Genomic DNA, 18,403 nt, shown 5'->3' on the forward strand with positions numbered 1-18,403 from the left:
CGTCGCATGTGTGGCATCGTCGGTATCGTCGGTAAGTCGAACGTCAATCAGGCGCTGTATGACGCGCTAACCGTGCTCCAGCACCGCGGCCAGGACGCTGCCGGTATCGTGACCAGCCATGATGGCCGGTTGTTCTTGCGCAAGGACAATGGCCTGGTGCGTGACGTGTTCCAGCAGCGTCACATGCAGCGTCTGGTCGGCCACATGGGTATCGGCCACGTCCGTTACCCGACTGCCGGCAGCTCGACCTCGGCCGAGGCCCAGCCGTTCTACGTCAACTCGCCGTACGGCATCACCCTGGCGCACAACGGCAACCTGACCAACGTTGAACAGTTGGCCAAAGAGATCTACGAATCCGATCTGCGTCACGTCAACACCAGTTCCGACTCGGAAGTGCTGCTGAACGTGTTCGCCCACGAGCTGGCCCAGCGCGGCAAGCTGCAACCGACCGAAGAAGACGTGTTTGCCGCCGTGACCGACGTGCACAACCGTTGTGTCGGTGGTTACGCCGTCGTGGCGATGGTGACCGGTTACGGCATCGTCGGTTTCCGTGACCCGCACGGCATCCGTCCGATCGTGTTCGGCCAGCGTCACACCGACGAAGGCGTCGAGTACATGATCGCGTCCGAAAGCGTTTCGCTGGACGTGCTCGGCTTCACCCTGATTCGCGACCTGGCGCCGGGCGAGGCGGTCTACATCACTGAAGACGGCAAGCTGCACACCCGTCAGTGCGCGACCAACCCGTCCCTGACCCCGTGCATCTTCGAACACGTCTACCTGGCGCGTCCGGATTCGATCATCGATGGCGTGTCGGTCTACAAGGCCCGTCTGCGCATGGGGGAGAAACTGGCCGAGAAGATCCTGCGCGAGCGTCCAGAACACGACATCGACGTGGTCATCCCGATTCCGGACACCAGCCGCACTGCTGCGCTGGAGCTGGCGAACCATCTGGGCGTGAAATTCCGCGAAGGCTTCGTCAAGAACCGTTACATCGGCCGTACCTTCATCATGCCCGGCCAGGCCGCGCGCAAGAAATCGGTACGCCAGAAGCTCAACGCCATCGAGCTGGAATTCCGCGGCAAGAACGTGATGCTGGTGGACGACTCGATCGTTCGCGGCACCACCTGCAAGCAGATCATCCAGATGGCCCGCGAAGCCGGCGCGAAAAACGTCTACTTCTGCTCGGCCGCTCCAGCTGTACGCTTCCCGAACGTGTACGGCATCGACATGCCGAGCGCTCACGAGCTGATCGCGCACAATCGTTCGACTCAGGATGTCGCTGACCTGATCGGCGCTGACTGGCTGATCTATCAGGACCTGCCTGACTTGATCGAAGCGGTCGGCGGCGGCAAGATCAAGATCGAAAACTTCGACTGCGCGGTGTTCGACGGCAAGTACGTCACCGGCGACGTCGACGAGGCTTACCTGAACAAGATCGAACAGGCACGCAATGATGCCTCGAAGGTCAAGACCCAGGCGGTCAGTGCGATCATCGATCTGTACAACAACTGAGTTTCAACCGGCCCTTAGGGGCCGGTTTTGTATCTGGCAAAAGACTTTTATTTATCGAGAACAGGGCAAGGAGTGACAGCATGAGTCAGGAATGGGATGCCGGTCGGCTGGACAGCGACCTCGAAGGCGTAGCGTTCGATACCCTGGCCGTACGTGCCGGTCAGCACCGTACGCCGGAAGGCGAGCACGGTGATCCGATGTTCTTCACTTCCAGCTACGTGTTCCGTACCGCCGCTGACGCCGCTGCGCGGTTTGCCGGGGAAGTGCCGGGCAACGTTTACTCGCGCTACACCAACCCGACCGTTCGCTCGTTCGAAGAGCGCATTGCTGCGCTGGAAGGCGCCGAGCAAGCAGTTGCCACGGCAACCGGCATGGCGGCGATCATGGCGGTGGTGATGAGCCTGTGCAGCGCCGGCGATCATGTGCTGGTGTCGCGTAGTGTGTTCGGTTCGACTATCAGTTTGTTCGAGAAGTACTTCAAGCGCTTTGGGGTGGAAGTCGACTACGTGCCGCTGGCCGATCTGTCGGCCTGGGATGCGGCGATCAAGTCCAACACCAAGTTGCTGTTCGTCGAGTCTCCGTCCAATCCGCTGGCCGAACTGGTGGATATCACCGCGCTGTCGGAAATCGCACACGCCAAGGGCGCGATGCTGGTAGTCGACAACTGCTTCTGCACGCCTGCCTTGCAGCAGCCGTTGAAGCTCGGTGCAGACATCGTTGTGCACTCGGCCACCAAGTTCATTGATGGTCAGGGCCGTTGCATGGGTGGTGTGGTGGCCGGTCGGGGCGAGCAGATGAAAGAAATCGTCGGCTTCCTGCGCACTGCCGGCCCGACACTGAGCCCGTTCAACGCCTGGATCTTCCTCAAAGGCCTGGAAACCCTGAATCTGCGGATGAAGGCGCACTGTGCCAACGCCCAGCAACTGGCGGAATGGCTGGAGCAGCAGGATGGCATCGAGAAAGTGCATTACGCCGGTCTGAAGAGCCATCCGCAGCACGAGCTGGCCCAGCGTCAGCAGAAGGGCTTTGGCGCGGTCGTCAGCTTCGAGGTGAAGGGTGGCAAAGAGGGCGCCTGGCGCTTTATCGATGCGACCCGTTTGATTTCGATCACTGCCAACCTGGGTGACAGCAAAACCACCATCACTCACCCGAGCACCACGTCCCACGGCCGTCTGGCGCCGCAGGAGCGTGAAGCGGCGGGGATTCGTGACAGCCTGATCCGCATCGCGGTCGGTCTGGAAGATGTCGCTGACCTGCAAGCCGACCTGGCGCGCGGTCTGGCGGCGTTGTGATCGAGTTGTCCACGCCAAATACGGGCACTCATGGCCGCGTTGCGCTGGTCACGGGTGCCGCTCGCGGCATCGGTCTGGGGATCGCGGCGTGGCTGATCAGTGAAGGCTGGCAAGTGGTGCTGACGGATCTGGACCGGGCGCGTGGTTCCAAGGTAGCAAAAGTACTCGGCGAAAATGCCTGGTTCATCGCCATGGACGTGGCGGATGAAAGCCAGGTGGCGCTTGGCGTTGCGGAAGTGCTGGGGCAGTTCGGTCGTCTGGATGCGTTGGTGTGTAACGCGGCGGTGGCCGATCCGCACAACATCACTCTGGAAAGCCTGGATCTGGCCTACTGGAACCGAGTGCTGGCGGTGAATCTCAGCGGGCCGATGTTGCTGGCCAAGCATTGTGCGCCGTATCTGCGGGCGCACAACGGGGCGATCGTCAATCTGGCCTCGACCCGTGCGGCGCAGTCAGAACCCGATACCGAAGCTTATGCGGCGAGCAAGGGCGGCTTGTTGGCGCTGACTCATGCGCTGGCAATCAGCCTCGGGCCGGAGATTCGGGTCAATGCGGTCAGTCCGGGCTGGATCGACGCGCGGGATCCCTCCGCACGGCGTGCCGAGCCGCTGACCGATACCGATCATGCCCAGCATCCGGCGGGCAGGGTAGGGACGGTCGAGGACGTGGCGGCGATGGTGGCATGGCTGCTGTCGAAGAATGCCGGGTTTGTGACGGGGCAGGAATTCGTGGTCGACGGCGGTATGACCAAGAAGATGATTTACGAGCAGTGAGAAGCAGCTGCAAGCGTCGAGCTGCAGGATGAAGCGAGATCGCGGTGTATCTGCTTTTGATGTTTATGCTTTTGCTTGCAGCTCAAGGCTTGCCGCTAAAAACTGTTTTTGAAAAAAACTTCAATCCTGCTATTGACTTAGGTTCGCTACCTGCGTAAATTTCGCGGCCTCGGAGATGCAAACGGGTGATTAGCTCAGCTGGGAGAGCGTCTGCCTTACAAGCAGAATGTCGGCGGTTCGATCCCGTCATCACCCACCACTCCCGAGAGACTTGCGAAAGCAAGAGGTAGGCTGAAAGTGCCTCCACCGACGCGCAGCGGTAGTTCAGTCGGTTAGAATACCGGCCTGTCACGCCGGGGGTCGCGGGTTCGAGTCCCGTCCGCTGCGCCATATTCAACGAGTCAGACATTGTCTGGTTCGCGATTGAAAAGCACCGAAGCTTTTCAGTCAAACGAGTTACTTGAGCATCAGCTCAAAGCGATACGCAGCGGTAGTTCAGTCGGTTAGAATACCGGCCTGTCACGCCGGGGGTCGCGGGTTCGAGTCCCGTCCGCTGCGCCATATCTGTTTCAAGGACCACTGAACGCCTTGAAACACCGAAAGCAACCGTTGGTTGTTTCGGAATCGATAGCAAAGACCCTGGTCGAAAGACCGGGGTTTTTTGTGTCTGAAATTTGACCTTTCCCCAAATTCCTCCTCTGTTGCCTCGCGACGAATGCAAGCAGTCCGCGCGGCAATATCCTCTGCGTCATCGGGTCGCTGCGATGCATTGCCACATTGATTTTTGATTCTTTAGTCAGATTTTTGTAACTGGTTGTTTGCTGCGAGCGCAGAAACCTTTAAAGTTAACCTTTCGGTCAGCTTTGCACTGTCATCACGCCCTTTGTTTAGCCAAAAAGGGCTTCTGCAAGACTCGAGATTCCCAGTAGATAACCAGAAGGGCGGATCCATAACCGCCCAGAGGATGATCCATGTCCAACCGTGAAATATCCCGGCGCTCGTTCCTTCAGGGCGGGCTGGTGGCGGGTGTGAGCGTTACGCTCACGCCGCTCAGCAGTCAGGCGCTGGCTGCCTTGATGGAAAACAGCGTAACCGTGCCGTCCGAGCAGTGGCTCGGCAATAACGGCAAGGCGCGCCAGCGTAACGATGCCTTGTCCAAGGTCTGCGGCAGCAAAGTGTTTGCCCGCGACATCCGTTCCAAGGACATGCCGGGCTGGCCCCAGCAGCAAGGCCATGCCATGTTGCTGAAAACCATCAAGGCCGACCGCATCTACGACGGCTATGACCTGTCGTGGCTCGGCGCCGATTTGCAGCCTGATCGCATCGTCACCGCGGCCGACCTGGACAAGGACGGCATCGTGTTCCCGGAAGAGCACGCGCCGGATCCATTGCTGCCGGAAGGCAAGGTGCCGATGTTCATCGGTCACCCGGTGGCTATCCTGATCTGGAACGATTTCGAGCGTTTCCGTCAGGCCAAGAACAAACTCAAATTCAATGACAAAGCGATTCGTTACGGTGCAAAAGTGCCGTTCTACGAAGGCGACCCCTATGGCAGTTTCCGCTACGTGCGCGTCGGTGGTCCGACGTCGGCGGACGAAGACGAGTTCGCCAGCCTCAAGGACTCGATCCTGTTCCCGATGCTGAAGAATCGTCGCCCGGTGTGGAATTCCCAGCCGAACCTGCATGGCAACCTGACCGAGCGCGGCCTGTTCTACGCCGACCGCATGAAGAAAGAGATCGACACCCCGCCGGACAACTGGCTGGTGTTCGACGAGCGTTACAAGACCCCGTCGATCGAACCGGCCGCGATGGAGCCGGACAACGGCAATGGCTGGTACGACCCGGCCACCAAGACCCTGCATTTCGTCGTCGCCACCCAGTGCCCGCTGGAGGCTGCAACCGAGACCGCGAAGATGATCTCGCCGTCGCGCTTCGGCCTGGCCAACCTGAACATGCACCCGGGTTACACCGTCGGTTACGGCTCCAAAGACCACAACATTTTCGTCTACTACGCGGCCCTGGCAGCGTTGTACGGCGCAGGTGTACCGATTCGCCTGGCCAACGACCGTTACGAGCAGTTCCAGAGCGGCATCAAGCGCCACCCGTTCGACATCCGCTACCAGCTGGCGGTGGACAAGACCGATCACAGCTTCAAGATTTTCCGCGCCGAAATGAGCGTCGATGGCGGCGGTCGGATCAACTACAGCCCGTCGGTGGCTGCGGTTGGCGCAACGGCGGCTCAATCGATCTACTACATGCCGCAGAACGACTTGCAGGTTACCGCTTACCACTCCCGTGGGGTTGAGGCGGGTTCGATGCGTGGCTACGGCACGCTGCAAAGCATGGCTTCCACCGAAATGATGGTCGACGAAATTGCCGACCGCCTCGGTGTCGACGCCATCGATCTGCGCCGCAAAAATGCGCTGCGTTCGGGGATGAAAAACACCCAGGGCGCGATCCCGGCCGGTGCACTGCGCCTGCACGAGATTCTCGACAAGGCTTCGCTGCACGAAGTCTGGAAAAACCGCGACGCGATCAAGAAGCAGCGTGAAGCGGCGGACCCGGACAACTGGTACGGCGTCGGTTTCGCCATTTGCCAGAAGGACTTTGGCACCGGTTCCGAAGCGCCGATGGCCAGCATCGAATTCACCGCTGAAGGGCGCATTTCCCTGCGTCACATCGGCATCGAGATCGGCACTGGCATGTCCACTTCGCAAGCCCTGGTGGTCGCCGATTTCCTCGGCAGTCCGGCGCACGACGTGAAGACCGGCGAAACCGAATGGAAGGAAATGCAGCTGGTCACCGCCGGCAACCCTTACATCATGAGCCAGGCCGAGCAGGACAACTTCCTGCGCAACCCGCGCTGGGTTGGCAAGCTGGCGTCGGCCTCGTCCGCGACCAACTCCGCCTACTATTTCAGCCACGCCACCCGTGAAGCGGCGCGCGTGCTGTTCAATCATGGTCTGTGGCCGGCAGCGCTGGAGATCTGGCGTCAGGGCCCATACGGTGGCCAGGCCAACCCTTACGTCGTGCGTCGCGAAGATGCGCATTGGGTCGACGGCAAACTGACTGCCAACGGCATGCAGCCGCTGAGTTTCGAAGAGCTGGCCAAGCGTGCTCACGAGCGCGGTCTGGTCACGGCTGCCACGGTTCACGGTTTCAACCGCTGGAGCTGGGCGGAAGCCGAATACAGCATCGACGGCGTGCGTGAGCGTCTGCCGCTTGATGGTCTGGCCGTGAAATACGGTGACGGCGCTCCTAAAGCCAAAAAAGCGCAGATGACCAGCGACGGTTTCCACCTGCTGGATCGGCAGAACATCGCCTATCCGGTGGTTCAACTGAACAACGCTGCTGTGACCTACTACAGCCCGGTAGCGACGCTGGTCGAGTTGAAGGTCAACAAAGGTTCGGCAGAAGTCGAAGTGCTCAACCATCACTCGTGGCTGGAATGTGGTCGGGTGCTGGTCGAAGAACTGGTTCGTGGCCAGCTCGAAGGCGGGATCGCCATGGGCATCGGTCACGCCTTGATGGAAGAAATGCCGCTGTACGAAGGCGGGCCGGGGGAGGGTGACTGGAACTTCAACCGTTATCGCCTGCCGATGGCGCGCCATGTGGCGGTGTGGAAGCAGACGTCGGAAATCCTGCCGCCGCTGTCGCCAAGCGACCCGTCCAAAGGCATCGCCGAAGTGGTGATGATCCCGGTGGTTGGCGCCATCGGTAACGCCGTGGCCCACGCCATTGGCAAACGTGTCCGCGATCTTCCAATCACTGCTGCGCGCATCAAGGAGGCCCTCAATGGCTAACCGTCCGCTTCAACTGACCCTCAACGGTCAATCCGTCGGCCCGGTGGACATCCCTGATGACCTGCCGATGATCGATTATCTGCACGAATACAAGAACCTCACTGGCTCGCGTCTGGGCTGCGGCCAGGGCATCTGCCACGCCTGTGTGGTGATCGTCGACAACCCGGACGGCACCAGCGAAGAAGTGCGCACCTGCATCACCGGCGCGCATTACTTCGAGGGCAAGAAAGTCCGCACCATCGAAGGCCACGCCAAACGCGACGAGCAAGGTCAGGTCACCGAGCTGAACCCGATCCAGCAGCGTTTCGTCGACGAGTTTGCCTTCCAGTGCAGCTACTGCGCACCGGGCTTCGTCAACGCCGCGACCGTACTGGTGGAAAAGCTGCAACGCCAGCCGATCGTCAAAAGCAAACTGGAACAAGTCATCGAGGACAGCCTCGGCCATCACATCTGCCGTTGCACCGGGTACGTGCGTTACTACAACGCCACCCGCAACGTGCTGACCGATCTCGGCCTGGTCAAGGAGGGTTAAGCATGAAGCGTTTATTGACCCACCTGACCCTGGCGGTCGGGTTTGCCGTGCCTGTTCTGGCGGCTCATGCGGATGATCAGGTCAAGCGCGGCGAATACCTCGCCCGCGCCGCCGACTGCATGGCTTGCCACACAGCGCCGGGCGGCGCGCCGTTTGCCGGTGGCCTGCCGATCGTGTCGCCATTCGGCACGATCTACGGCACCAACATCACCCCGAGCAAAGAGCACGGCATCGGCCTGTACAGCGATGACGAATTCTTCGCTGCGCTCACCGAGGGCAAGCGTCGTGACGGCGCCAATCTTTACCCGGCGATGCCATACACCTCGTATCACCTGATGCCGCGTGCGGATTCGGATGCGATTCACGCGTATCTGAAAACCATCGAGCCGATCGAGCGCGCCGCGCCGGTGACGAGCCTGAGCTTTCCGTTCAACGTGCGTCCGGGCCTGATTGGCTGGAACATGATGTACGGCAAAGCCTTGAAGCTGGAGCCGGCCGAAGGCAAAAGTGACGCCTGGAAGCGCGGCCAGTACATGGTCGAAGTGCTGGGTCACTGCGGCGAATGCCACACGCCACGCGGCTTGCCGGGCGCGATGCAACTGGACAAACGCCTGACCGGCGGCATCCTCAACGGCTACCTGGCACCAAGTCTGCTGGCAACGGATCTGGCGGCCCGCGGCTGGAATCAACAGGACCTGAGCACGTTCCTCAAGCACGGCATGAGTGCCCAGGGCACGATGTTCAACGAAATGTTCCCGGTGTTCCACAACAGCACCCAGGGCCTGAATGATCCGGATCTGGCAGCGATGGCAACCTTCCTGCTCGGCGACAAGCCGCCGGCGGCGAAAGAACTGACCGACGTTCCAGTGGAAAAACTCAGTGCCAGCGCTCAACGCGGCCGTCAGGAATACTTGAACGTCTGCGCCGGTTGTCACGCGGCCGGTGGCGAAGGCAAACCGCACATTGCGGTGGCCATGCGCGGCAATACCACGCTGCGCCTGGAGGATCCGCGCAATCTGGTTCGAGTGATCGAGGACGGTATCGGCGAGCAGAAATTCGCCGGATTCGAGCACATGCAGCCGATGCCGGGTTTTGCCGACAAGCTCAGTGCCGAACAACTGACCGATCTGCTGAACTACCTGCGTCAGGGTTGGGGCGGTCAATCTGCTGAACTGGCGGTGGGCGACGTGCAGAAGCTGCAGGCTGAAGCCCCGTCCATCGAGCACAAGGCGCACTGATCATGCAGCATCTCGATCTGCAGGTTGTGCGTCGGGCGCTGGAATGGTCGACGGCGGGGCAGCGCATCTGGCTTTGCACCGTGCTGACCACCTACGGTTCGGCGCCTCGTGCGCCGGGCTCGCTGTTGGCGGTGAACGATGACGGGCAGTGGATCGGGTCGCTGTCCGGTGGTTGTGTCGAGGAAGATTTTCTCGAACGCGTCGCCGAAGGTGCATTTCTCGATGCAATCAACGTCGTGCGTTATGGCGAAGGTGACGATCCGCGCTCGCGGGTCAGCCTGCCCTGTGGCGGCATTCTCGATGTGCTGGTAGAGAAATTTGACGCCGGTTGCGATGTGCAGGCGCACCTGCGCGAACTCGAATCGGCATTGCAGGGGCAGCGCCGGTTGATTCGCGAGGTCGATCTGGCCACGGGCGCGCGCAGCCTGTTTGCGGATCGTGAGCAGGGTGCGCGGATCGAGCGTGAAATCGATCGCGTGCGGATTCGCATTGGTGCCGCCCAGCGTTTGCTGCTGGCCGGCTATTCCAGTGTGGCTCAGGCCTGTGCAGAGTTCGCGGTCGGTCTCGGCTTCGAAGTGATTCTCTGCGATCCGCGTGATGAAGTGCTGGAAGGCGTGGTGCTCAATGGCGTGGAGATTCGCCGGCAACTGCCGTCAGTGTTCATCGCGGAGGGTGGCTGTCACCGTGATACGGCGGTGGTGGCGTTGACCCACGATCCGCGCATCGACGATTTGGCGATGATGGAAGCAGTGCGCACCGAGGCCTTCTACATCGGCGTGATGGGTTCGCTGCAGACATCACAGAAGCGCTTCGAGCGATTGCGACGGATTGGCGGTCTGGGGGAGGGCGAGCTGGCGCGGATTCATGCGCCGATCGGCCTTAACCTTGGCAGCAAGACGCCGTCGGAAATCGCTTTGGCCGTGCTCGCGGATATCCTGCGGATTCGCAGCGGGATTGCGCGGGATCAGCTGTGATTGATGCTGAATGTAAAAAGGGTCGCTTTTCAGCGGCCCTTTTTTTGTGTCAGAAACCGAGCTTGTCGCGCAGTCCGTAATACCACGCGCCCAGCGCGGCAAACGGTGTGCGCAGCAGTTGCCCGCCGGGGAACGGGTAGTGCGGCAGGTCGGCAAACGCATCGAAGCGCTCGGCCTGGCCGCGCAGTGCCTCGGCCAGCACCTTGCCGGCCAGGTGCGTGTAGGTCACGCCGTGGCCGCTGCAGCCCTGGGAATAATAGATGTTGTCGCCCAGGCGCCCGACCTGAGGCAGGCGCGACAGGGTCAGCAGGAAATTGCCGGTCCAGGCATAGTCGATCTTCACGTCCTTGAGCTGCGGGAAAGCCTTGAGCATTTTCGGGCGGATGATCGCTTCGATGTTCGCCGGATCTCGCGCGCCGTAAACTACGCCGCCGCCGAAGATCAGGCGCTTGTCGCCGGTGAGGCGGTAGTAGTCGAGCAAGTAGTTGCAGTCTTCGACGCAGTAGTCCTGCGGCAGCAGGGATTTCGCTAGCTCATCGCCGAGTGGTTCGGTGGTGATGACCTGAGTGCCGCACGGCATCGATTTGGCCGCCAGTTCCGGCACCAGATTGCCGAGGTAGGCATTGCCGGCAACGATAATGAATTTGGCCCTGACCTTGCCCTTTGGTGTATGCACGACCGGGTTGGCGCCGCGCTCAATGCGCACGGCCGGCGACTGTTCATAGATAGTGCCGCCCAGGGATTCCACGGCAGCAGCTTCGCCGAGCGCCAGGTTAAGCGGGTGGATGTGGCCGCCGCTCATGTCGAGCATGCCGCCGACGTATTGATCGCAGGCTACCACTTCGCGGATACGGGGCTGATCCAGCAGCTCGAGCTGGGTGTGTCCGAAACGCTCCCACAGGCGCTTCTGAGATTCCAGGTGGCCCATCTGCTTGGTCGACAGGGCCGCGAATACGCCGCCGTCCTTCAAATCGCACTGGATATCATATTTGGCGACTCGCTCACGAATGATCCGGCCGCCCTCGAACGCCATCTGCCCGAGCAACTGAGCCTGCTTGGGGCCGACACTGCGTTCGATCACGTCGATGTCACGGCTGTAGCTGTTGACGATTTGCCCGCCATTGCGTCCCGAAGCGCCGAAGCCGACTTTGGCGGCTTCCAGCACGGTCACACGAAAGCCGTTTTCCAGCAGGAACAAAGCCGAGGAAAGTCCCGTATAACCAGCGCCGATCACACAGACATCCGTCTCCACGTCATCCTGCAGGGCAGGGCGTGGTGGTACGGCGTTGGCCGACGCAGCGTAATAAGACTCTGGGTAAAGGGTGTTCGCCATCCTGCAGCCTCTGTTTAATATATTTTACGAGTGCGACGATCCTACCCGAGTTGAAAAACCTCCGCCAGCCACCGGGAAATCTTCTTGCGGAGGGCTGAAATTAAATATTTTGCATATTCATAGGGTTAGGTGAAAAAAGGTGTTGACACCCCTCCGGAATTCCGTAGAATGCCGCCTCACAGCAGGCACGTAGCTCAGTTGGTTAGAGCACCACCTTGACATGGTGGGGGTCGTTGGTTCGAGTCCAATCGCGCCTACCAAACAAAATCCGCTCTGCTGGGCGGTCTGAAAGGGCTCACCGAAAGGTGGGCCCTTTTTTGTTGTCTGCGATTTGTAAAGCCCGGCCTTGAGGTGTCAACTCGGTTCATGACGGCTACACTCCGGCGAACTTTAGCTGTGAGCGAGGGCGTGCGTGAATCGCCAAGTCAGACAAGCCATCCTGGGTGATATCGAAAGCCTGTTGCAGATTGATCCTGTCGCTGGAAGAGATGACGGCCGCCGAAAATACATTGCGAGGGCTGTCCGGGCGGGGGAGTGTTGGGTTGTCTACGAGAAGAACGATCCTGGTGCTCCTATCGGCTACGGTTGCCTGGATCGAAGTTTTTTGGGGAGTGGTTTATTCCTCTCGTGGTCATCTCCAGTGAAATCAGGCGTTCCGGCGCAGGCCGGCAAATCGTGAGCTATATGGAGCGCCACTCCTCAGCAGAAAAGATCTTTACCTCGACCAATGTGTCCAACTTGCCGATGCGACGGCTTTTGGAGGGGCTTGGTTATCAACACAGCGGAAGGGTGGAGAATCTGGATCCGGGCGATCCTGAGCTCGTTTTCGTGAAGTTCTTGAGTTAAATGCGTGCCGCCGTTCGTCGCCGAAAACCTTGGCGCCCATTTAAAAAGTGTGGATATTTAAGGGGTTACGGTTTTTTTTAACTGGCCGGTTATCAAAAATACGTTGTTACACACTGAGAAAATCAGTAATATCCGCCCCGCGTTCACCACCACGGTTTATGCATTTTTAAATCCCAAGCTTCCATCAGCTGCTTGGGATTTTTTTGCCTGCGATTTACCCCTCCTCACGCATTTGTCCTGTCGCCTTTCTCAACCAGCGCTGCCTTTCAGATCGGCATCGGGCAAGTCCTTATTTTTTCGACTACTACTGTCTGGCCGATTTTCATCTCAGTCTGACGGGAGTTCATCAATGCTGGTTCATTGGTTTCTGGCTGCAGTTCACTTGCTGGCATTTGCCCTGGGTTTCTGGGCCGTGCTGACGCGCGGAACGGCTTTCAGCCGCCTGGCGGCCGGGGCGGGCGAGGTTCGGCGGGTTTTGCTCGCTGACAATCTATGGGGCGTATCCGCTCTGGTGCTGCTGGTCACGGGTGGCATGCGGGCTTTTGGCGGTTACGAAAAGGGCACCGATTACTATCTGCATCAGCCGCTGTTCCATTTGAAGATGACGCTGTTTGTGCTGATTCTGCTGCTGGAGCTTGCGCCGATGATTACGTTGATCAAATGGCGTATTGCCCTGGCGCGGGGAAATCCCCTCGAGACAGGGCGAGCAAAGATGTTTGCACGAATCAGTCATGCTGAGGCGTTGTTGCTGGTTCTGATGGTGATAGCGGCCACCGGGATGGCGCGTGGGGTGGCGTTCGGCTAGGCGGGCGCAATTCTCGGCTTTGATTCGGAAACGTCCGACAGCCAGCCATTGAAATGATGGTTAGTATCGGTGGCGAGGAAGGGGAGGGAGTTGCAGCAGGAGGGAAAATAGCCTGCGCCGTCACCAATGAGGTGGTGGGGGGATGGCAATACGGCGCTCGGATCTTTAGCCAGTCATAACGCGAGGGTGAACAGACTGGCTACTGACTGCGACAGGACTCAGGGGGTTTGTGGCTTGGCCGGTGCGGTCAGGCCAGCCTGAATGCGCTGGTAAATCTCTTCACGGTGTACGGCAACGTTCTTTGGAGCGTTGATGCCGATGCGAACCTGTTGGCCGCTTACACCGAGGATGGTGATCGTAATTTCATCACCAATGTTTATGCTTTCACCGACTTTGCGGGTGAGTATCAGCATGGTCTTCTCCTTGATTGCTTTGTAGGGCACCTGATTCAGACAGTGCAGAGGTCGGTGGTACGTATAGATTAGTGCGAAGTCTCACGGTTTGGGTGCCTCTTTCTGACGCGCAGATGCGGCATTAATTCCCAGCGCGTAACTATACAGGTGCGGCAATCATCAATCTCGTAGTTTTGTGCCCATTTTGCTGGGCTCTGAAAGTATTCGCGAATGTTAAGATCCCCCTTTCGAGAATTCAGAGGGAAGCGTTGTGCGCAAATTGGTCTGGTTGGTCGCAGCACTGGCATTGGCGGGATGTGGTGAAGGCAAGAGTGTGGACGCTCAAAAGTCAAAATCGGTAGCGGTGGCAGCGCCGGCAACCGTGTCAGGTCCGCAATGGGATCTGGAAGTGCGGGGCGAAACGCCTCAAGCCGTCAGTGATCTGAGCGGCTGGTTGATCGAGCACGCGTTTATCGCCAATGTCATCAAGGGTGCCAGCGGAAAGACCCGGATCCTGCTGGGGCCATTCAATTCAAGGCCGAAGCCGAAGCGAAACAGGCGGATGTGAATGCGGCGCTGATCAAGGCGAAAAAACAGAACATCGAGACGCTGGTGATCGAACGTACCGCAGCACAGTAATCATTCCTTTCAGCGGAGCTGACTAAAGGGTGTCCGGTGTGATTCGTTTTTACAGGAGTCACCGAAGATTCTCAGAAGGAGCTCCGCATGGCCTCCGCCAGTCCCTACAAATTGTTCGACGTTGTTTTACGACACAAGCATCAACTGAGTCCGCACCTCATGCGGATTACCCTCGCCAGCGAGGCTGTTGCCGAAATGGCGACCTGGGCGCCTGATCAGCGCGTCAAACTGTTTTTCCCGGCCGCGGACGGTTCGCCAGCCCGGCTCTCTCAGGGTGAGGGTTGGTACGCTCGTTTTCGCTCGATGCTGGCGGATCGACGCCCGGCGATGCGCACCTACACCATTCGCCACTTGCGTGCCGATCGGGGCGAAGTCGACATCGACTTTGTACTGCATGGCGAAACCGGGCCGGCTTCTCGCTGGGCTCTTCGAGCGCGGCCGGGTGAGTCGATGCAGATTCTGGCGCCCGATAACCGGTTTTCGGCCGAGGAGGCGGGTGGTTTTGAATGGAAGCCACCGCAAACCCTTCAACAACTCTTGTTAGTCGCCGACTCAACGGCTTTGCCCGCTGCGATGGGGATACTCGATGAACTGGCCGCACTGGTAGAGCCACCCCGGACCCAGGCGTTCTTCGAGGTCGACAGTGCGCAGGACATACTCGCAGTCCCGGACTGGCCCGGCCTGTCCGTACAGTGGTTGATTCGAGAGCAGGTGGGAGCGGCGGTTGCCGGTACGCTGATGGTAGAGGCGGTGCGAAAGGCTGCGCTACCTGTCGACGCATCGACGGTCAATCAAGCGGTAGAACTGGCTGACGTCGATATCGATCAGGAGATCCTCTGGGAAATCGCCGAAACCGCTACTGATGGTTTCTATGGCTGGATTGCCGGTGAGTCAGCGGCGGTCATGAATTTGCGCCGATACCTGATCAAGGAGCGCGGTATCCCGCGAGAAGCACTCAATCTGATGGGCTACTGGCGTTACAACAAGCCCGGCAGCTGACCACAAAAAAGGCCTCGAGCTTGAAGCGCGAGGCCTTTTCTTTTATGTGGTCGATCAGCTGCAGGCCTTCATGTTCACCGGCCCGACAAACTCATTGCCGCGCCCCATCACGCACGCCACACTCTGATTGCGCTGACGTTCCCAGTCCTGCACCGGGTATGTCTTGTCCCACGCCTCATACAGTTGGCGATCCTGCTTCGACAGACGCAAGCCATATTGCTTGCTCATGTAGAAGTAAGTGCGGGCGATCATGCCGCGAATCGAAGGGCGGGGCATGACCTTTTTTTGCCTTGAAGTCGACCTGCGTCAGGCAGGAGCCATATTGACCCTTTTCGACCGGTAGCCAGCCATAGCTGAAGTTGCTGCGATCACCGTTGACCTCGCCGATGCTCGGTACCAGGTTGTGCAGGTCTGCTTCGGCTTTCTGGTAGCTCGGGTCATAGCGCGTGCAATTCTTGCGTCCGCCTTCCTGCCAACACTGGCGCTGATGACCGAATTCCCAGGCCGGAACAATATGTTCCCATTCAATGCGGGCGGCGCGCTTGGCATTTTTACGCGGCACATAACCGCAAGCGGCCAGGTCGACCTTGTTTCCCGTGTATTTGCACCCGCAATAAAACTCGGTGGATTGTGGGGCGTACAGCTTCCAGGCGACCTTCTTGGCCTCGGTGAATGTGCGGGGTGCGCCAGCCTGGGCACCCAGGGAAATGAGCAGTAAAAGCAAAGCAAAAAAACGGACAATCATTGAGTCAATCTTCCTTCGGTACAACCCAGAAAATCTGCACGCCACCATCGTCTCGATAGGCGAGGGTGACGTTGTCGTTCTCGTCGATCTCTTCCAGCAGGCGCTCCCACTCATCGATCGGTTCATCCGGAAGACGGAAGATCAGAGCGGCTTTGGCTTTTTGTGCGGTGGGGGAGTTGATGATCTTTTGAACGCGCATGCCCATGCGTTCGTAAGCATCGGGAGCATCAGAGGAAGTGGCCACGAGGTTATCCTTATTAAGCTGTACGTGCATACAGTATTTAACTGTAGGCATTTTCGCAACTGCTTAAAAATCAAGAAAATCCTCTGACAGCGGTTTTCCGGTTTTGATGTGGCTCATCCGAATTTTTTGTGCAGGAAAGAAGCAGGGGGGTAGGTAATTGCACCATCCACCAGGGCGGCGAGTGGTGAGGCAAGTGCCCGGCCGAGATCCGGCCGGGCGAGGGCGAATCAGTACTCCCAGAACATCCGTTGCAGCTCTTTGCTGTCGTTGGTTTTGGTCAGGGCGACCATTGCCAGGATGCGGGCCTTTTGCGGGTTCAGGTCGTGAGCCACGACCCAGTCGTACTTGTCATCAGGCTGTTCGGCGTTGCGCAGAACGAAGCCGCCGGCATTGACGTGGGAAGAACGAATGATCTGAACGCCATCCTTGCGCAGGGCCTGCAGAGCCGGGACGACCCGGGAGGACACCGAGCCGTTGCCGGTGCCGGCGTGGATGATGGCTTTGGCGCCGGACTGGGCCAGGGCTTTGTAGGCGGTGTCGCCGACATTACCGTAGGAATAGGCGATTTCTACGTCAGGAAGGCTCTTGATGTTTTTGATATCAAATTCCGAATCCATGGTGTGGCGCTTGGCTGGCAAGCGGAACCAGTAGGACTTGCCTTCGACCACCATGCCCAGCGGGCCCCATGGGCTCTTGAACGCTTCGGTCTTGATGTTGATCATTTTGCTGACATCGCGGCCGGACTGAATTTCATCATTCATGGTCACCAGCACACCTTTGCCGTGGGCCTCTTTGCTACTGGCGACGGCGACGGCGTTGTACAGATTGAGCATGCCGTCCGCCGACATGGCGGTACCTGGGCGCATCGAGCCGACAACGATGATCGGCTTGTCGGTTTTTTCCACCAGGTTCAGGAAGTAAGCGGTTTCTTCCAGGGTGTCGGTGCCGTGGGTGATGACGATGCCATCGACGTCTTTGCTGTCGGCCAACTCGGATACGCGGCGACCCAGCTGCAGCAGGTTTTCATTGGTGATGCTTTCCGACGCGATCTGCATGACTTGCTCGCCACGCACGTTCGCCAGTTTGCTCAGCTCGGGAATGCCGGCGATCAATTGCTCGATACCGACCTTGGCGGCCTGATAGGTAGCGCTGTTGGCCGCACTGGCGCCGGCGCCGGCAATGGTGCCGCCCGTAGCAAGGACCACCACGTTGGCCAGTTTGGCCTGGGTTTCGACTTCTTTTGCCTGAAGGGCGGAAGGCAGGAGCAGCATTAGGGCCAAAGCGCCCGGAACCAATGTCTTGAAAGCAGATTTCATTATTTTTCTCTCTAGTAGTGAGACGGTGCTGATGCAGGTTCATCTAGATGCGCCCCGGGCCGATCTGAATGCCTGGGGTGCAGGGAAGGAGCAGGATCTGTACCAGCCGTACTGTGCTCTAGGGGAATGTTTAACCTTATGATTTATATCAATAATTTTTTGAATGGCGAAAATCGCCTATCCGGTATTCCGAACGGTGGCCTCTTTCGTGTTCGGCTCTCCGAAAGGGACTACTGCTGTTGTCGAACGAATCAAATTGCAGGTTTTGGATTCTCTGCTAAAGAAAGCTTCCCGCAGGCCGATGGATTTTGAAGGAAACTGGAATTGAGGGGGTTCACATGTCACTGACGATCGGTTTTTCCAACCCCGGAGCTGTCACCATCGGCGGCAAAACCGCAGCTACGATCAATGCGATGAGTGATGCGCAAGCGGACGCTTCTACCGAGGCGCTGGGCGCAGAAAAACCAGAGAGCAATCAGGTCAGGACCGGCGGTCCGGCGCAAGAAGACAGCAAGACCGAAGGGGGGGCGATAACCTGAGTGTCACCGTCAAGATGCTGCTGAAGCGGATGCAGGAATTACAGAAGCAATTGCAAGAGCAGCAGCAACGACTGGCTGCGGCACAAGCTGCGAGCTATCCGACTCCGGAAGCTAAGTCGCAGGCGGTCATGGCCGTTCAGGGCGAGATCGCCGAAACCAGCGGTGCGCTGCTGGAAGTCTCGGCCGCGCTGGTCAAGGAAATGTCGAAAGGTTCTTCCGCCGGTAACGTGGTCAACACCACGGCTTGAGCACTCAAGGGGCGAATCTGCAGATTCGCCCTACAATCAATACCGATTTCTGATTGTTGACAAACGTGGGCAGGATTCGCATAGTTCGGTCTACGCAAACGTTTGCGCGGCTTTCCAGAGACCCTGTTGTCTGGAAGATGCCGACGAAGCTTACGCCAGCGCAAGCGTTGCTC

At 58.9% G+C, this 18,403-nt stretch carries 13 protein-coding genes, 4 tRNA genes and 3 pseudogenes; 15 read left to right on the forward strand and 5 right to left on the reverse strand.

Features of this window, described 5'->3' with window-relative positions; all coding sequences use genetic code 11:
- Window positions 1-6: 6 nt before the first annotated feature.
- The 10 genes from purF (at window position 7) to R1A29_RS09220 (ending at window position 10,124) form a co-directional block, all read left to right on the forward strand.
- Window positions 7-1,512: an amidophosphoribosyltransferase gene (purF, locus tag R1A29_RS09175; protein ID WP_007956466.1), complete on the forward strand. Its 1,506-nt coding sequence runs from the start codon at window positions 7-9 to the stop codon at window positions 1,510-1,512.
- A gap of 80 nt (window positions 1,513-1,592) precedes the next feature.
- Complete coding sequence (locus R1A29_RS09180) at window positions 1,593-2,804, forward strand: O-succinylhomoserine sulfhydrylase (RefSeq protein WP_085712007.1); 1,212 nt, start codon at window positions 1,593-1,595, stop codon at window positions 2,802-2,804.
- On the forward strand, window positions 2,801-3,577 hold the full coding sequence (locus R1A29_RS09185; protein ID WP_438301223.1) for an SDR family oxidoreductase: 777 nt from the start codon (window positions 2,801-2,803) through the stop codon (window positions 3,575-3,577). The genes R1A29_RS09180 and R1A29_RS09185 overlap by 4 nt, the downstream gene beginning before the upstream one ends.
- 183 nt (window positions 3,578-3,760) lie before the next feature.
- A tRNA-Val gene (locus R1A29_RS09190) sits at window positions 3,761-3,836 on the forward strand.
- Between the two features lie 54 nt (window positions 3,837-3,890).
- Window positions 3,891-3,967, forward strand: a tRNA-Asp gene (locus tag R1A29_RS09195).
- 94 nt (window positions 3,968-4,061) lie between these two features.
- Window positions 4,062-4,138: transfer RNA gene (locus R1A29_RS09200), tRNA-Asp, on the forward strand.
- Between the two features lie 410 nt (window positions 4,139-4,548).
- Window positions 4,549-7,380 (forward strand): xanthine dehydrogenase family protein molybdopterin-binding subunit, encoded by a 2,832-nt coding sequence (locus tag R1A29_RS09205; RefSeq protein WP_119427449.1) that lies wholly within the window; start codon window positions 4,549-4,551, stop codon window positions 7,378-7,380.
- A complete protein-coding gene (locus R1A29_RS09210) occupies window positions 7,373-7,912 on the forward strand; it encodes a (2Fe-2S)-binding protein (protein ID WP_039771584.1) in 540 nt (179 codons plus the stop codon). The genes R1A29_RS09205 and R1A29_RS09210 overlap by 8 nt, the downstream gene beginning before the upstream one ends.
- A 2-nt stretch (window positions 7,913-7,914) precedes the next feature.
- Window positions 7,915-9,150, forward strand: a complete 1,236-nt coding sequence (locus R1A29_RS09215) for a c-type cytochrome (RefSeq protein WP_438301224.1) — start codon at window positions 7,915-7,917, stop codon at window positions 9,148-9,150.
- Window positions 9,151-9,152: 2 nt separating this feature from the next.
- Complete coding sequence (locus R1A29_RS09220; protein WP_438301225.1) at window positions 9,153-10,124, forward strand: XdhC family protein; 972 nt, start codon at window positions 9,153-9,155, stop codon at window positions 10,122-10,124.
- A gap of 49 nt (window positions 10,125-10,173) precedes the next feature.
- On the opposite strand, the gene R1A29_RS09225 is transcribed toward R1A29_RS09220, so the two are convergent.
- The gene (locus tag R1A29_RS09225; RefSeq protein WP_438301226.1) at window positions 10,174-11,457 is read right to left on the reverse strand and encodes an NAD(P)/FAD-dependent oxidoreductase; all 1,284 of its coding nucleotides are present in this window, start codon (window positions 11,455-11,457) and stop codon (window positions 10,174-10,176) included.
- Between the two features lie 183 nt (window positions 11,458-11,640).
- Here R1A29_RS09225 and R1A29_RS09230 point away from each other — a divergent pair.
- Window positions 11,641-11,717, forward strand: a tRNA-Val gene (locus R1A29_RS09230).
- Window positions 11,718-12,652: 935 nt separating this feature from the next.
- Window positions 12,653-13,108, forward strand: coding sequence for a DUF2214 family protein (locus R1A29_RS09235; RefSeq protein ID WP_438301228.1), 456 nt, complete (start codon window positions 12,653-12,655; stop codon window positions 13,106-13,108).
- Window positions 13,109-13,326: 218 nt separating this feature from the next.
- Here R1A29_RS09235 and csrA read toward each other — a convergent pair whose 3' ends face one another.
- Window positions 13,327-13,521: a carbon storage regulator CsrA gene (gene csrA, locus R1A29_RS09240; RefSeq protein ID WP_438301229.1), complete on the reverse strand. Its 195-nt coding sequence runs from the start codon at window positions 13,519-13,521 to the stop codon at window positions 13,327-13,329.
- A 250-nt stretch (window positions 13,522-13,771) separates the two neighbouring features.
- Here csrA and R1A29_RS09245 point away from each other — a divergent pair.
- A pseudogene (locus R1A29_RS09245) lies at window positions 13,772-14,139 on the forward strand (SPOR domain-containing protein).
- A gap of 87 nt (window positions 14,140-14,226) precedes the next feature.
- The gene (locus R1A29_RS09250) at window positions 14,227-15,138 is read left to right on the forward strand and encodes a siderophore-interacting protein (RefSeq protein WP_438301230.1); all 912 of its coding nucleotides are present in this window, start codon (window positions 14,227-14,229) and stop codon (window positions 15,136-15,138) included.
- A 54-nt stretch (window positions 15,139-15,192) separates the two neighbouring features.
- Here the strand turns inward: R1A29_RS09250 and R1A29_RS09255 are convergent.
- The 3 genes and pseudogenes from R1A29_RS09255 to R1A29_RS09265 all read right to left on the reverse strand — a co-directional run bounded on the left by R1A29_RS09255 (window position 15,193) and on the right by R1A29_RS09265 (window position 17,443).
- Window positions 15,193-15,883 (reverse strand): annotated as a pseudogene (locus R1A29_RS09255) (endonuclease).
- 4 nt (window positions 15,884-15,887) lie between these two features.
- Window positions 15,888-16,178: a DUF1654 domain-containing protein gene (locus R1A29_RS09260; protein WP_119427440.1), complete on the reverse strand. Its 291-nt coding sequence runs from the start codon at window positions 16,176-16,178 to the stop codon at window positions 15,888-15,890.
- Window positions 16,179-16,354: 176 nt separating this feature from the next.
- On the reverse strand, window positions 16,355-17,443 hold the full coding sequence (locus R1A29_RS09265) for an asparaginase (protein WP_248744613.1): 1,089 nt from the start codon (window positions 17,441-17,443) through the stop codon (window positions 16,355-16,357).
- Between the two features lie 338 nt (window positions 17,444-17,781).
- On the opposite strand from R1A29_RS09265, the pseudogene R1A29_RS09270 reads away from it, so the two are divergent.
- Window positions 17,782-18,230, forward strand: a pseudogene (locus tag R1A29_RS09270) (hypothetical protein).
- Window positions 18,231-18,403: the final 173 nt, after the last annotated feature.

The sequence above is a fragment of the Pseudomonas sp. NMS19W genome, assembly GCF_051554255.1.
Lineage (GTDB): Bacteria > Pseudomonadota > Gammaproteobacteria > Pseudomonadales > Pseudomonadaceae > Aquipseudomonas > Aquipseudomonas kribbensis.